Genomic DNA, 15,670 nt, shown 5'->3' on the forward strand with positions numbered 1-15,670 from the left:
ATGGAAGAAACAAACTTATGCATTATTGCAGTAATCAACTTATGATTCTTGATGAAAAAAAGTTTACTGAATTAAAAAAATATTATGACTACTGAAACTAAAATAGAGCGAAGAAATAAAATTCTAAAGGGACTTGAAAAAGCCTATGATAAAATGCTTGATTTTAAAAAAGAGCGTAAAAGTGAGCTTGTAATTATCAGAGACAATAAAATAGTGAAGATAAAATTATAAGATAGTTAAAGCACTATTCTTGAAAGTTACTAAGTTTTTTCCTTTTTTTAATTTTTTTGATTATTAGTGTTTTGTTATAGGTTTGGGATTGCATTTATTTCCCTAATTTGGTCACAACCAAAAAAACAGTATCATGACCAACCGTCGCCAATTTTTAAAAACTGCCTCAATTGCATCAGCTGCTGTGGTTTTACCTTCGTTTGCAGCTACTTCAGAAGAAACACCTATTCCAACCCCTTCCAAAATCCGAAAACCTATAGTACTGTCCACTTGGCGTTTTGGTCTTCAAGCCAATACCGCTGCTTGGGAAGTCCTCAAAAATAGTGGCAAAGCCTTAGACGCAGTGGAAGCAGGAGTGAAAGTTCCTGAAGGCGATCCCAACGAACGCAGCGTAGGTTACGGTGGCCGACCAGATCGCGACGGACGTGTTACGCTCGACGCTTGCATTATGGACGAAAAAGCCAATATTGGTGCCGTGGGTTGTTTGGAACACATCAAGCATCCTATTTCGGTGGCGCGTGCCGTTATGGAAAAAACGCCTCATGTGATGTTGGTAGGCGATGGTGCTTTGCAGTTTGCCCTTTCACAAGGATTTACCAAAGAAAATTTATTGGTCGAAGCCAGCGAAAAAGAGTGGAAAGAATGGCTCAAAACCAGCGAGTACAAACCCATTGCCAATATCGAAAACCACGATACCATTGGAATGATTGCCTTAGACAGTCACGGAGATTTGTCTGGCGCTTGTACCACTAGCGGTATGGCGTTCAAGATGCACGGTCGTTTGGGCGATTCGCCCATTATTGGAGCAGGTTTGTATGTCGATAACGAAATTGGAGCCGCTACCGCCACAGGACACGGCGAAGAAGTCGTGCGTATTTCGGGTTGTCATTTGGTGGTCGAGTTGATGCGACAAGGAAAATCCCCTCAGAAAGCCTGCGAAGAAGCCGTGGCGCGCATTGTAAAACTCACCCAAAACCGTGGCAAAAACCTCAAAGACATACAAGTTGGATTTATTGCTTTGAACAAGCAAGGCGAGTATGGCTCGTATTGTATTCAAGGGGGATTCAATTATGCGGTGCACGATGCTTCGGGCAACCAACTCATCGATGCGAACTACTTTTTAAAATAACTTAGGCTTGAATTTAAACTTAAAAAATAACCACATAGAAACATAGATTAAATGTAAAGCGTTAGAGCAAATAAGAAATAGCACTATTTTCCACATAGAATAGCTATGTGAATAGTAAAACGTCTTCCTTTTTCTTTAAAGACTATAAACTTCTATGTTTTTGCCTGCACTGAGGTATCGAAGTGTGGTAAAAAAATGATGCAACTAATACCTTCAAGTTTATATTCAAACTCATTTTAATCTACCCAATACAAAAAAATGAACCAATTAGAAATCGCCTGTTTTAGCCTAGACGCCATTGCCATCGCCCAAGAAAATGGCGCCGACAGAATCGAATTGTGTCTCGACCGAGCCGCTGGTGGTATTACACCTCCCGCCGAAATGGTACAAGCCGCATGTGCCCTGACCACCGTAGCGCTCAACGTGATGATTCGCCCACGCGAAGGCGATTTTGTCTACACCGAAACCGAGTTCCAAGCGATGAAAAACAGTATTACCGCTTTCAAAAATCTTGGCGTCGATGGATTTGTGTTTGGGATACTCCATCCTGACGGCAGCATTCATTCCGAGGCCAACGCGGCTTTGGTGCACTTGGCGCATCCGTTGCCTTGCACCTTTCACCGCGCTTTCGATGGCATCGCTAATCCGCTGCAAGGGTTAGAAACGTTAGTGGCTTGTGGCTTCAAAACCGTCCTCACCTCTGGAGTGCGCACCAATGTGACCGAAGGCGCTGACCTCCTACAACAATTGGTCGCTCACGCCGGTGACCGCATTACGGTGATGCCCGGAGGCGGATTGCGCTCGAGCAATGCCCACTGGCTGAGCCAAACCACCCGAGCCGTGTACTATCACTCCGCCGCGATTACCGACCACAGCGAACTTCCCAATCCCACCGAAGTCGCCCAGCTAAAACAACAATTGAATACCTTTTAAAATTATATTTTGGGCATGTCCCCGAGGCACACGACCCTACATAACCACAAATCCCTGCTCCTCGGGGTCGGGCTGTACGCTATATCTCTTGGGGCGAACCCCGCCCCAAGAGGATGCCGCTTCCATCCCTCATGCGGGCAAGTCGGCAATTATTAGTGCTCAGAAAGCAGTAAGCAATGGTCAAATTTTGTAAGAAGATTTCAGAAAATTTTTATAAGTTTCGCTGAAAAAAGGATATATTTGAAGAAATGAAGTTTGATGAGAATTATAACTACCGCTTTAATTTTGGGTTGATAGAGATAATTATGACAGAATTATTAAAAGTTAGCAAACATCTTAATCCGTAAATAAATGACACTTAACATACCAGACAAAGTATATAAATTAGTAATATTATTAGGTTTAATATTGATTGGATATTCAGAATATAAAAGTAACATAAATGAAAAATTAGACACTGTAAAACAAGAAAAATACTTTGTATACCAAGATTCATTAATGGTTAGTACTTTAAAGTCAAATAATTATTTAAATAATCTTCAAAATGAAACAGAATTGTTATCAAAACAATATAAAAAAGATAGTAATTTAAATAAGAAAGATTCCTTATTAACAATAATTGTTTCTATTAACAATAATAGAAAAGAGTTAATTGTAAACAAGAAATTGAAAGCTCAATGGGAGATTTATTCAAACAACGAATTTAATATTAAACTTTTGAGAGAAAAGCTTAGAATTCTAAAATTTGAAATGGATTCAGAAGATAAAATTAGAGAAAGCCATTACAAATTAAATAAAACCCTTATGGATTTGGGCGTAATGTTTTTTCTGATAGGACTATTTATGTGGATTGCAGATGAATTTTTTAATGATAGACGATTAATCGAAAAGCAGAATGAAAAGGTCTACAAAAATTGTCAAAGTTGTGGAAAAAAATTCTCCTCAATAAGGAATTATGGATTGAATTATGATAAAAGTTTTAATTATTCATTTTGTAAAGAATGCTTTACAGATGGAGAGTTTACAAACTCAAATTTAACGAAAGAAGATTTTTTTAATCAAGTGAAAGAAACGCTTAAAACTAAAAGTTGGTTGAAAAGAAAATTGGTACTCAATAGCCTCTGTTTTCTTGAACGTTGGAAAGAGGAAGAATATTAAAAAATAAAGATTTTCAAAAAATTACTTCGCTAGCGTGAGCGTCCCGCTCTTGCCCATAACGATGTCTCATCCTTAAATAAGTCCATATAATTATAATAATCCTTTTATTTAGATTTCAACACAAAATGAAGTATTTGTTTTTCCCTTTACGTGCTATTGTTGCATTCGTTTTTATTCTTTTTTCTTTTTCATCCCAAGCGCAATTACAGCCTGGGAACTATCTTACTGCTGCGGTGGGTATTGGTTATAGCTTTCCTGATTCAGATATCGATGTTAGTGGTTCTGGGTTTTATGCTCAAGGTGAGTATGTGCACAATATAACCAAATGGTTCGGAATTCGTCCTTATGCAGGTCTTGTTATTACCTCTCCAGATGACAACAAAAACCAACAATTCCCAGAAGATTTTCAGGTTACTACAAAGGCCTTTTTTCTAGGAGGAAAAGCCCGTGTTGCAGCACCAATTCCGTGGGTTGCTCCTTATTTTGAGGTGGGTATTGGAGCTTCGATGGGTTCATTTAAAACAATTACAACAGAATTCAATATTAAAAAAAGCGGCGTTTTGATGCATGTGCCTTTAAGTTTTGGTTTGGCTCTTGGTCGTAATCATAATTTTGATGTTGGATTTACGTATTATTATCACAATGCTGCTGAGCAATTTAATGGTGCTTTTGCTGTTGGATATTCTTTTCCTTTAGAGTGACTTTTTTGAGATAGTAGTGCTACTTTAGAGTTAATATATAGTTGTAATAACGAACATTTTTACTGATGAAATATTTAATTATAAGATCGATCGTACTCATGATTTTTTTAAACTTTTTTGTTTGTAAAGCTCAAAATGAAGACGATCCTTATTGGAAGTTTGATAAAGACAAGCATTTTCGACCTCAACTTGAAAAGGGAGATTTTTTTAAGTTAAAAGGATATGATTTTGGCTGGTTTGTATTTGAACCCATATCTAAATTTTTAAAGGATAAAAATCAAGAAGTTCAACTTGTTCAGTCTTTGTCTTTTGGACAAAAAGCACTTTACTTCTGGCTTAATTTCGATTCTCTTGTTGCAAATGGAGGGTTTTCTCTATTTTATGAAAATGATAATTCAAAGTATGTTCCGGCAATTATTAAAGGTCTAGAATATGTTGGAGCACCAGAGGCGGCAAGTCTTGTGAAAAAATCATTTATAATATATAACAAAAACAAAAAACAAGTAGATAAAAAGCAGGATACTGATTTGTTAGATATTGATTTTAGTGATGATTTTGATGAAATGTCTTTGTTGGATGAAGAATATATGCGAATTAATGAAAAGACGATGACTATAATTGAAAATTACATTCGTAAAAATTCAAATGAAATATGTCTTGATGAAAATGGTAATGAGTTTGATGTAAATTTTAAAGGATTTCAAAAGACATTTTATCCCAATAAAAATATTAAAGCAGAATTTACTCTCGAACAAGGTTTGATAAATGGGAAATTCAGGTCTTTTTATGAAAATGGTAATCCAAAAGAAATAATAGTATACAATAATGGAAAGCAAACTGGTGAGCGTAAAGAATTTTATGAAAATGGAAAATTTAAATATGATGTTTCAATAGATGAAAAGAAAAATTTAGCAATTCATAAATGGTATTATGAGAATGGAAAAGAAAAAAAACTTGAAACAAGACTACTCAATAAAGACGAAAGGTTTGGAGAGTATAAAGAATGGTACGAAAACGGGAAGCTTGCTGTAATTGGATCATATAAATCAGGACGCGATGGACAATGGCTTGAATTTTATAAAAATGGTGGAAGGAAAATTACAGCTACCTATACTGTTGGAGATTACAAATTAATTAATTGTTGGAGCGAAAAAGGTGAACAGACACTTACAAATGGAACTGGATTGTATATTTATGAAATTTTAACGTTCGATAATAAAGTTGAAAGGCACGAGGAACAGTATAAAAATTATAAAAGACACGGCAAGCAAAAAATCTATACTAATGGAATTCTGACTTTCTATCAAGAAATGGAAAACGGAAAGCATAACGGAATTACTAGAAGATATTATTTAAATGGGAATTTAAGGGATGAAACTATTTATGAAAATGATAAGGAGATTTCTTCATTCAAAAGATCAAAATTTCAAAACCCAAAAGTGAGCACAACTATTGTATCAAAGTTATGTTCGGAATGTTATAAAAATTATGAGGATTATGTATTGCCTGATAATGCCCCTTCACCAGTAAATCATTTAATAATCGCAGAAAAATTTAAAGCAGAAACGTCGATTTTCGAGCATTATGATGATGACTATGTTTTGACTTATGGTTATTTTTTACATGTAGATGAAAAAGGAGCGATAGCTGAGATAAATTTTGCTGTAGCTGATAATGGGTGGTTGGATGAGCAAGTTAAGAGAAGCATGTCTGAATTGATATTTGAACCAGCATTGAAAAATGGAAAGCCTGTAAAAAGCATACATTATGTTCAGTATAAATTAAAATTGACTGAATAATTTATGTCCTGCTCCCCACACTATTCTTACTTCTAAATAAATTTATTGTATATGTTGCTCGAACATCTCTAACTTCGAGCTATTTTAAAACGATTTTAGTCCGTAAAGATGATTAAAGTCTCACGACTTTTTACGATAAATATCTTTAATTGCCACTTGAAGAGGGTAAAGAAAACTACAAAATAACCATTGGGCTATTTTGTAGTTTTTGTTTTTATACAATCTGGTATTGGGTTATGAAAACAAAACGTACTCGCTTAGCCCCGATTGTAGTGGAAATCCTCTTGTGCCAGGGTTCGGCATAAGAGATTACTTCGTCAATTCGCTATCGCTCGGGTGTAGCGGAAAGCGGGACGACTCGTGTGGTACGCAAAGAAGTGCTGCTTCTGGAAAAAAAATCATCATTGGTGCCAATGCTCTCTATATCCTTAAAGTACTTTACTATTTCTACTTTTTATTTGTTTCCTCGCTTAGTACACCAACTCCAAAAAACCGACTCGTTTTTTATCGCTATTTTTGCACCCAATACTGTTGAGTAGTTGAATAGGATATGGATAAAAAGAATACGCCTTGCTGGAGCAGTTGTCCAGACTGTCTGGGGCAAGGCAAGAAAAGTCAAAGACTTCGTAAAAAAGTGCGATTGCAGTATCAGCAGTTGGTAGCCAGCCTTTCTGCTGCTGGTGAAGTGGTTTTGCCTGAAGCGCCCAAAGCGCCTTTGGTGTCTTGTTCGTTATGCGGTGGTTCGGGATTGCTTCCTTCAGAAAATTTTCCTGTAGTAGATTACGAAAACTATCCCCATATCGCCATTATTGGTGGCGGAATAGGTGGCGTGGCGTTGGCTGTGGCTTGTTTGCATCGCGGCATTCCGTTTACGCTTTTTGAAAGAGACACGCACTTTGAGGCCCGTTCGCAAGGCTATGGATTGACCTTGCAGCAAGCGAGCAAAGCCATAGAAGGTTTTGGGATTTTTTCTTTGACTGAAGGGGTGGTTTCTACACGGCATTTGGTCCACAAAACAGACGGAACAGTTGTAGGCGAGTGGGGGATGAGAAAATGGGTGCAGCCTACCGAAAAAAAATACACCAAACGTTCCAACATTCATATTGCGCGACAAGCGTTGCGTTTGGCACTCGTGGAGCAACTCGGAGGGAAGGACAACATACAATGGGGACATCAATTGCTCGATTTTGAAGAGGAAGCTTCGGGTAAAATTCAGTTGCGCTTTCAAGTTGGTGCGCAAATTAAAACAATTGCAACCGATTTGGTGGTGGGTGCCGATGGGATTCGAAGTGTCGTCCGTCAACAATTGATTGGAGAGGAAGTTACTCCTTTGCGTTATTTGGGTTGTCTTGTGATTTTAGGAATTTGTCCTTTGGATGTTCTGCCAACGCTAACTTCAGATTTGTTGGATTCGGCTACGGTTTTTCAGACGGCCAATGGTCACGAACGTATTTATATTATGCCTTTTACAGCAAATTCGGTGATGTGGCAATTGAGTTTCCCGATGGAAGAAGCCGAAGCCAAAAAACTAAGCGCACAAGGCGCACAAGCCTTAAAGGAAGAAGCGTCTCGAAGAACGCAATGGCATTCTCCTATTCCAGAAATAGTCGATGCCACGGCTGCTGCTCAGGTATCGGGTTATCCCGTATATGATAGAACTTTGTTGACCGCAGCCCAGTTTGAAAACGCTGGAAATAGCACTTTGATAGGCGATGCCGCACATCCTATGAGTCCGTTCAAAGGGCAAGGAGCGAATCAAGCCTTGTTGGATGCTTTGGCGTTGGCTCGTGGCATCACTAAAGGCTGTAAACCTTCTTCTCAATGGCGAACAGTAGGATTGCGAAAAAGTGTTTTGCTTCCATTTGAAGCTGAAATGATTGCCCGAAGTGCCATAAAAGTCAAAGACTCCGCCGCCGCCGCTGAATTTCTGCATTCGGATATCGTGCTTTATGAATCGGATGAACCGCGTGGCCGAATACTCAAACGAAAAAAGCAGTAAGATTTTGGCTTAATTTTTGGTTAAAGTGACTATAGTGTTCTTTGCTACAGCATTTTATTATTGGAAAGGAGGTTTTGGATTCCATTGCATTCTTCTCTATTTTATAAAGTTGGCTTGTAGTTAAAGTGCGATTATTAACTATAAAAACCAAAAAAGATGAAAAAAGTAGTGCTGTTATTTTGTGTGCTTGGAATTATTTCCTGCAAAAAATCTGAAGTAGCGTTTGCTGAAGCGCAACCTGAAAAAACCTCTGATTTATCGTCGTTTCCCAAACACTTACTAGGGGAATACTATAACGTAGAACAAGAAAAAGGCTTGAAAATTAGTCCGTTTCAAATCGTCAGAACGATGGTTATGAAAGATACCTTTAGCCGAAAAGATTTATCGAAATATGAACGCATTACTGAAGATACATTAACCAATTTACAGACTTCAGAAAAATACGTTATCAAAAAAATCAACGATTCTCTTTTTACAAACTATGTGTTTGTGGATACTGTTTTTACAATCAATAAGGATAATGTCTTACGCAAAATGAAAGGCTATTATTTCCTTAGTTCCAAAAGCAGCAATGATGTATGGTTGGTAAAAAAACTTTTTCTTAAAAAAGGACAATTAGGGATTAATGCTATTGCTAGCAAAGAGGATATCGCCTTGCTAGAGCAAATTACAGAAACCAAAAGAGATACAACAACGCCATTTATAGTGCAACCTACAAAAAAGCAATTTAGAGCATTTATCAGGAAAAATGGTTTCTCTGAAGGAGAGGTGTATTTGAAGAAATAGTTTGTTTTCCTTTAGTACTTCGCTAACAAAGAAGTAAAAGCTGAATAGAAGCACGAATTTCTCGAATTATTTCATCAATATATTGAGCTTGTTTGTTGACAGTCATAAATAAATTGGTGTTAATTCGTTTAATTCGTGTTTTTTTATTTAAAAAACACTTACATTTGTATCGTACACGATTTAATCGTAAAAGATAAAATAATGAAAACAACATTCTTTCAAAACAGTATGCGCATTCTTTTGGGCGCATTTATGACTTACGCAGGTGTAAGTCACTTAACATTTAACAGAACGGCATTTTTAGCACAAGTTCCCAAATGGCTTACAACAGACCCTAGTTTTATGGATTTTGTGGTGTTGTCTTCAGGGATAGTCGAAATGGCCTTGGGCTTAGCACTTATTTTTTGGGTGAGCCAAAAAATATATGTTGGAATAGCGCTTGGGATATTCTTTGTTTTGATTTTTCCTGGGAATCTTTCACAATACTATTATGGCATCGATTCTTTCGGATTGAATACCGATAACAAGCGTTTGATTCGTTTGTTTTTTCAACCCGTTTTAGTGCTTTGGGCACTTTGGTCCACTGGAGCTTTGGCTTATTTGTTGAAAAAGAGAATAGCTATTTCCCAACAGTCCTTTTATGATTTTGAAGCTGAATCCATTCAAGGCAAACGAATTCCAATGAGTGCTTATAAAGGAAAAACGGTACTCGTTGTCAACACCGCCAGTCAATGCGGATTGACGCCACAATACGAAGGTCTTGAAAAGTTGTATCAAAAATATGAGAGCCAAGGGTTGGTAATTTTGGGATTTCCTTGCAACCAATTCGGGAAGCAAGAAAAAGGAAGCGAGACAGAAATTGAGTCCTTTTGTCAAGTCAATTATGGTGTTAGTTTTCCAATGTTTTCCAAAGTTGAGGTGAATGGAAGCCAAGCGCATCCTTTGTTTGTGTATTTGAAAGCAAGTTTAGGAGGTATTTTTGGAAGTACCATAAAATGGAATTTCACTAAATTTGTCATCGATAAAAACGGACGTCCTGTACAACGTTTTGCACCGATTACAACCCCTGAAGCCATCGAAAAATACCTTCAAGAAATCCTCTAACAATGGAAAAAGATTTTAGCACGTTATATCTCGAGAACCAACTTTGTTTTCCGTTGTATGCGGCTTCGCGTTTGACCACAAAGCTGTATACTCCTTTTTTGGAAGACTTGGGGATTACGTATCCTCAGTATTTAGTGTTACTGGTTTTATGGGAAAAGAATGCACAAACTGTAACTGAAATAGGCACTCGTTTGGCTTTAGAATCCAATACGTTGACGCCTCTTTTGAAACGCCTCGAACAAAAGGAATTGCTCTCTAGGTCACGTTCTTCGAAAGATGAACGAGCGGTTTTGGTTACTTTAACAGCAAGCGGGCAAGCACTCAAAGAACAAGCCGTTTGCATTCCGCAAAAAATTATGGAATCTTTTGCCAATGCTTCTGTCAGCCAAGAGGAGCTTTTAGCTTTTCAAAAAACACTGACTAAGTTGGTGGAGTTGTTGCGTGAAGAATAGCGGTTGTATTTTCCTTACTTAAGGTAGCCTTTTATTGTTTGTTTTTAGAGCAAAAAGTTATCTAAAAAATGTCTTTTAATTCATTAGGTTGTATAATCTTTATTTTTAAAATAGTCATAAAGCAATTTAGGAGTTATTTTAATTTGTAATTTTGAAAAAAAAGATTGGAAAATGGATTTACAAACACGAAAATTAAATTTCATCCAAGACTTTCTAAAATTAGAGAGTGAGAAAACGATTGCTCAATTTGAAAAGTTACTTAGGAACACAGCTGCGAATGAGGAAGAACTGAATCCAATGACAGTAGATGAATTTCATAAAAGAATTAATAAGTCTTTGGAAGATGTTAAAAATGGTAAAGTAACAGATGCGAATGACCTTTTAACAGAAATTGAAAAATGGAGTTAAAAGTCAAGTGGACCGATTTTTCTAAGAATGAGTTGAAAAATATTTTTGAATACTACAAAGACAAAGCCAGTGTTGCTATTGCTAGAAAACTTGTCACGGGAATTGTAAATGAAACGTTGAGGTTAAAGCTTCAACCGACAATTGGACAAGAGGAAGAATTGTTGAAAAATAGTGATAAGGAGTTTCGATATATAGTTTTTAAAAATTATAAAATCATTTATTTCGTCAATAATCAACTCAATACAATTGAAGTAGTAGATGTTTTTGATACTAGACAAAATCCAATCAAAATCAAGAGAACTAAATAGTAAATGAGATTGTAACTATTGTTTTATACTTCTCATTTCAAAACAAAGAACCCCTAGAGTTGGCAGTCTCTAGGGGTTCTTTTTCTACAAGAAAATAAAAAATAAGGAAAGGATTATGGATTAAAACATACCTCCGCCTCCTTTATTGGTATTGTCGTCTCTTTGTTTGCGTTGTAAACTTTTGTTTTTTCCGCCACCAAAACCGTAGGTTACACCCAAGTATACTGTTCGGCTTTCCCAAGTAAATGCTCCAGTTTGCGGATAAGGATATTCAGCATCAAAAGCATAACGCATAGTGTTGAACATATCGTTAAAACGCACACTAATGTTCATTTTGTTGTCTAGCAAAGTATAGCGAACACCACTATCAATCTTGTACATTTCTTTGCTGTTGTTTTGCAATCCATCTACACTTCCTCTGTAGAATCCGAAAAGTAAAAAGCTCAAGCGCTTGTTGGCTTTGAAGTTAGAGTTCAATCGTCCATTGAAAGCAGATACGGTCACATTTCTTTCCAAAGGTTTGCTGGTGTTGCTAGTTGGGTCGAATTGGAAAACCACCCCCTGTTGTTTGATGCTCGAAAAATCAATAGCAGGCTGGATGTCCCACCATTTGGTGATTTTATAATTGGCAGATACTTCAAATCCAGAAGCTGTATTATTATCGAAGTTGGTGTAGGTCAAAATCTGTCTTTGTCCACTTGGGTCATTTTCATCAGGGTATAAGATACGGCTGATTTGGTCGTTGATGCTTCTTACGAATACACCTGCCGTAATACTACCTTTTTCTAAAACTTTGGTATAATTCAATTCGATCGAATTGGTAAATTGTGGACGTAATTCTGGATTTCCAAAAGAAGTTACCAATGGAGTTGCAAATTCACGAATAGGTTTGGTTTGCTCTAAACCTGGGCGGTCCACACGACGGCTATAGCTGAATTGCAAAGTATTTTTCTCATTCAAATTATAAGTCAAATAAGCAGAAGGATAAACGGTAAGGTAATCGTCATCAAAGGTGGTTTTTCCTCTGTTTAAGTTGGCAGCAACTTTATAACTTTCAAATCGAGCGCCTATTTGGTAGCTGATTTTTTTGAATTTTTGACCAAAAGTAGCATAGGCAGAATAAATATCAATATCGTACGTGTAATTCGATTGTTGATCGGCTGGAGCTACTAATGGATTTCCGGTGCTGTAGTTGTTCTCCGTTCTCGTAATTCTGGCTTCGGCACCTGCTTCAAGTGTTGACTTTTCGTCGATTGGATTAACATAATCAATATTGAACGTGCTTAGTTTTTGAGCGTCTTGGATATTGTCTTTGAAAAAAACAGTGCTGTTTGAATTGTTAGTCGTAGTTGTTTCGGTATCAAAACTCGCTCTTTGGGTTTCTTTGTAATCGTTAAAGTTAGCTTCTACATCTAGCGTGTGACCTTCTTTCTTGAAAATATGTTTGTACGCCAAGTTGTAAGTTCCTGTTTGATTGGGGCCTTCGTAAGTAGATTTTTGCAGAATTCTGTCAATCGAGCTGCCGTTGTTGTAGTCAATATCGGTATTCACTTTACCCAATCCATCTGCTTTGTTTTGGTTGGTATAAAAAGACAAGGTATTGTGATCATTGATCAAATAATCCATTCCTATTTTGTACAAATACGAATCGTTTTCATTTGAAATATCTAATCGTTGCACTAAATCTTGGTCCAATCTCGCGATTTTTCCATCGTTGAAATAAGTACCAAAGTTGCGTCCTCCGTTACCAAAGAAATTTACTTTGCCAACTTTGTAATTCATATCCAAAGATTGGTTGTATTTGGCCGTTTCACCAAAGGTAATTCCACCACTAAAACTTCCGTTAAAACCAGTATTGGCATTTTTGTGCAAGATGATATTGATGATGCCCGACATTCCTTCAGGATTGTATTTGGCACTTGGATTGGTAATCAATTCTATTTTTTTGATAGAAGTCGATGGGATTTGTTTTAGCAATTGCGCTGGGTCAATGTTGGTCGGTCTGCCGTCAATTAAGACACGCACATTTTCATTGCCACGCAACGATAGTTTTCCGTCTTGATCCACATTTACAGAAGGAATATTGTTCATAATGTCAGAGGCTGAAGCACCTGCCGTAGTCAAATCTTTTCCGACAGTGATTACTTTTCGGTCGATTTTTTGTTCAATAGTAGAGCGTTCACTTACGATGTTTACGCCTTTCAATTGAGTAGCTTCTTCTTCTAAACTAACTTTAAAAGTGGCTTCTTTTTTGTTTTCGCTTAAAATGGCTGAACCGATGTATTTTCTAAATCCGATGTATTGAATTTCGATGGTGTAGCTTTTTAAAGCCAAATTCTTAATGGTGAATTCGCCATTGTCATCAGTGTTTGCGCCCGAGATAACTTTTCCGTTGTCTTTGATTGAAACGATAGCATAAGATATCGGAGCGTTTGAAGTTTTTTCAGTGATTTTTCCGGTGATTTTCCCAGAATTTTGTGCCGTTCCTATTCCGACTACGCACAGTAGTAGAAAGGTGATTAGTTTGATTTGCATGATTGATTAATTTTGATTGATGATTTATTTAGACTACTAACCTTGCGATATGTTACAAGGAAAATTAAGAAATGTTTACTTTGAAAGACGATTATTCCCTTTTTATAGGTTTTTGAGGTTTATTTAGGTTAAACAATATTTGGTTTTAATTGGTTTTTGGTCAGTAGTTTATCATTCTAAAAGGATGTAAAATATTTTTTTTAATTGCCGTAGTAAAAAAAAATAAAAATCACCCTATTTTTTTTGAAGAGCTTTAGGAAAAATCAAACAAATTCGTTGAACAAGCGGTTTTCTAATTGCTAAATAAGCAGTATCTTTGCGCACTTTTAAAATACAGTATACATGTCATTACAACAGATTCTTACTCCGTCGATTCACAAAGCCGTTCAAACCTTGTTTGACGTTACTCTTGATAAAGTTGAATTTCAAGCGACTCGAAAAGAATTCGAAGGAGATATTACCTTAGTTATTTTTCCCTTATTAAAAGTAATTAAAAGCACCCCAGTAGAGTTAGGAAACAAAATAGGAACCTATTTGGTAGAAAACGTTGCAGAAGTGGCTCGTTTTAACGTAGTATCTGGTTTTTTGAATATTGTTATTGCCGATGCCTATTATTTGAATTTTTTCAACGGAATCAAAGACGATACTCGTTATGGTTTTGTAACGCCAAGTCCAGATGCTAAAGCGGTAATGGTAGAATATTCTTCTCCCAATACCAACAAACCTTTGCATTTAGGACACGTTAGAAATAATCTTTTGGGGTATTCTGTTGCGGAAATTATTAAAGCTTCTGGAAAAAAAGTATACAAAACACAAATCATCAACGATAGAGGAATCCATATTTGCAAGTCGATGTTGGCTTGGCAAAAATTCGGAAACGGAGCTACTCCAGAAAGCACTGGCTTGAAGGGTGATAAATTGGTGGGTAATTATTACGTAGCTTTTGATAAGGCGTATAAAGAAGAAATCAATCAATTAATGGCCGAAGGTAAAACGGAAGAAGAAGCGAAAAAACAAGCGCCTATTCTTTTAGAAGCCCAAGAAATGCTTTTGAAATGGGAAGCAGGAGACGAAGAAGTCATCGCTCTTTGGAAAATGATGAACCAATGGGTGTATGACGGTTTTGCGACTACCTACAAGAATTTGGGCGTTGACTTTGATAGTTATTATTACGAAAGCAATACTTATTTACTTGGAAAAGATGTCGTACAAGTGGGATTGGATAAAGGTATTTTCGAAAGAGACCCTGATGGTTCCGTTTGGATTGACTTGACCGACGAAGGTTTGGACCGTAAGATTGTTTTGCGTTCAGACGGGACAGCGGTTTATATGACGCAAGATATTGGAACAGCCATTCAGCGTGTAAAAGATATGCCCGATGTTGGTGGAATGGTGTATACAGTAGGAAATGAACAAGATTACCATTTCAAAGTATTGTTTTTGATATTGAAAAAACTAGGTTTTGATTGGGCTTCTAGCTTGTATCACCTTTCGTACGGAATGGTAGATTTGCCTTCAGGAAAAATGAAAAGCCGTGAAGGAACTGTAGTAGATGCTGATGACTTGATGCACGAAATGGCAGCAACCGCTCAAAAAATTGCAGAAGATTTAGGAAAATTAGACGAATATTCAGCCGAAGAAAAAGCTGCTCTCTACAAAACGATTGGTTTAGGAGCTTTGAAATATTACATTCTAAAAGTTGATCCTAAAAAACGCATCTTGTTTAACCCCGAAGAATCGGTAGATTTTGCAGGAAATACAGGACCTTTCATTCAATATACTTATGCTAGAATCCAGTCGATTATTCGTAAAGCGGCTTTTGATTTTTCTGCACCAAGTGCTCTAATCGAATTGAATGAAAAAGAAAAAGAACTCATCAAACAATTAGAATTGTTCCCAGAAGTGATTCAGAATGGAGCTCAATATCATAGCCCTGCTTTGATTGCCAATTACACTTATGAGTTGGTTAGAGAGTACAATTCTTTCTACCAAGCCGTTTCTATTTTAGGAGAAGAAGATTTGCAAAAGAAAGTCTTCAGAGTACAATTATCTAAAAAAGTAGCCGATACGATTGCGGCAGCTTTTAGTTTGTTGGGAATTAATGTTCCAGAACGTATGTAATTTTAA

Annotated in this window: 14 protein-coding genes; 13 read left to right on the forward strand and 1 reads right to left on the reverse strand. The window is 36.8% G+C overall.

Annotated features, from left to right (window positions below; genetic code table 11):
* Window positions 1-84: 84 nt before the first annotated feature.
* The 12 genes from ACZ1AQ_RS09450 (at window position 85) to ACZ1AQ_RS09505 (ending at window position 11,008) form a co-directional block, all read left to right on the forward strand.
* On the forward strand, window positions 85-231 hold the full coding sequence (locus ACZ1AQ_RS09450) for a hypothetical protein (protein ID WP_489632667.1): 147 nt from the start codon (window positions 85-87) through the stop codon (window positions 229-231).
* 133 nt (window positions 232-364) lie between these two features.
* Window positions 365-1,360: an isoaspartyl peptidase/L-asparaginase gene (locus ACZ1AQ_RS09455; protein ID WP_489632668.1), complete on the forward strand. Its 996-nt coding sequence runs from the start codon at window positions 365-367 to the stop codon at window positions 1,358-1,360.
* A 258-nt stretch (window positions 1,361-1,618) separates the two neighbouring features.
* On the forward strand, window positions 1,619-2,293 hold the full coding sequence (locus ACZ1AQ_RS09460) for a copper homeostasis protein CutC (protein WP_489632669.1): 675 nt from the start codon (window positions 1,619-1,621) through the stop codon (window positions 2,291-2,293).
* A gap of 351 nt (window positions 2,294-2,644) precedes the next feature.
* Complete coding sequence (locus ACZ1AQ_RS09465) at window positions 2,645-3,451, forward strand: zinc ribbon domain-containing protein (protein ID WP_489632670.1); 807 nt, start codon at window positions 2,645-2,647, stop codon at window positions 3,449-3,451.
* A gap of 125 nt (window positions 3,452-3,576) precedes the next feature.
* Window positions 3,577-4,152 carry a hypothetical protein gene (locus tag ACZ1AQ_RS09470; RefSeq protein WP_489632671.1) on the forward strand — a complete coding sequence of 192 codons (576 nt, stop codon included), beginning with the start codon at window positions 3,577-3,579 and terminating at the stop codon, window positions 4,150-4,152.
* 65 nt (window positions 4,153-4,217) lie between these two features.
* A complete protein-coding gene (locus tag ACZ1AQ_RS09475) occupies window positions 4,218-5,951 on the forward strand; it encodes a DMP19 family protein (RefSeq protein ID WP_489632672.1) in 1,734 nt (577 codons plus the stop codon).
* A 550-nt stretch (window positions 5,952-6,501) separates the two neighbouring features.
* Complete coding sequence (locus tag ACZ1AQ_RS09480) at window positions 6,502-7,950, forward strand: FAD-dependent oxidoreductase (RefSeq protein WP_489632673.1); 1,449 nt, start codon at window positions 6,502-6,504, stop codon at window positions 7,948-7,950.
* A gap of 156 nt (window positions 7,951-8,106) precedes the next feature.
* The gene (locus ACZ1AQ_RS09485; RefSeq protein WP_489632674.1) at window positions 8,107-8,736 is read left to right on the forward strand and encodes a hypothetical protein; all 630 of its coding nucleotides are present in this window, start codon (window positions 8,107-8,109) and stop codon (window positions 8,734-8,736) included.
* Window positions 8,737-8,937: 201 nt separating this feature from the next.
* On the forward strand, window positions 8,938-9,840 hold the full coding sequence (locus ACZ1AQ_RS09490) for a hypothetical protein (RefSeq protein WP_489632675.1): 903 nt from the start codon (window positions 8,938-8,940) through the stop codon (window positions 9,838-9,840).
* A gap of 2 nt (window positions 9,841-9,842) precedes the next feature.
* Window positions 9,843-10,292, forward strand: coding sequence for a MarR family winged helix-turn-helix transcriptional regulator (locus ACZ1AQ_RS09495; RefSeq protein WP_489632676.1), 450 nt, complete (start codon window positions 9,843-9,845; stop codon window positions 10,290-10,292).
* Between the two features lie 171 nt (window positions 10,293-10,463).
* On the forward strand, window positions 10,464-10,700 hold the full coding sequence (locus ACZ1AQ_RS09500; protein ID WP_159686850.1) for a hypothetical protein: 237 nt from the start codon (window positions 10,464-10,466) through the stop codon (window positions 10,698-10,700).
* Entirely contained in the window at window positions 10,691-11,008 is a 318-nt protein-coding gene (locus ACZ1AQ_RS09505) for a type II toxin-antitoxin system RelE/ParE family toxin (protein ID WP_489632677.1), read from the forward strand. The genes ACZ1AQ_RS09500 and ACZ1AQ_RS09505 overlap by 10 nt, the downstream gene beginning before the upstream one ends.
* A gap of 120 nt (window positions 11,009-11,128) precedes the next feature.
* On the opposite strand, the gene ACZ1AQ_RS09510 is transcribed toward ACZ1AQ_RS09505, so the two are convergent.
* Entirely contained in the window at window positions 11,129-13,543 is a 2,415-nt protein-coding gene (locus ACZ1AQ_RS09510; protein WP_489632678.1) for a TonB-dependent receptor, read from the reverse strand.
* 342 nt (window positions 13,544-13,885) lie between these two features.
* Between ACZ1AQ_RS09510 and argS the strand changes: the two genes are divergently transcribed.
* Complete coding sequence (argS, locus tag ACZ1AQ_RS09515; RefSeq protein WP_489632679.1) at window positions 13,886-15,664, forward strand: arginine--tRNA ligase; 1,779 nt, start codon at window positions 13,886-13,888, stop codon at window positions 15,662-15,664.
* Window positions 15,665-15,670: the final 6 nt, after the last annotated feature.

The sequence above is a fragment of the Flavobacterium sp. UM26 genome, from assembly GCF_057922445.1.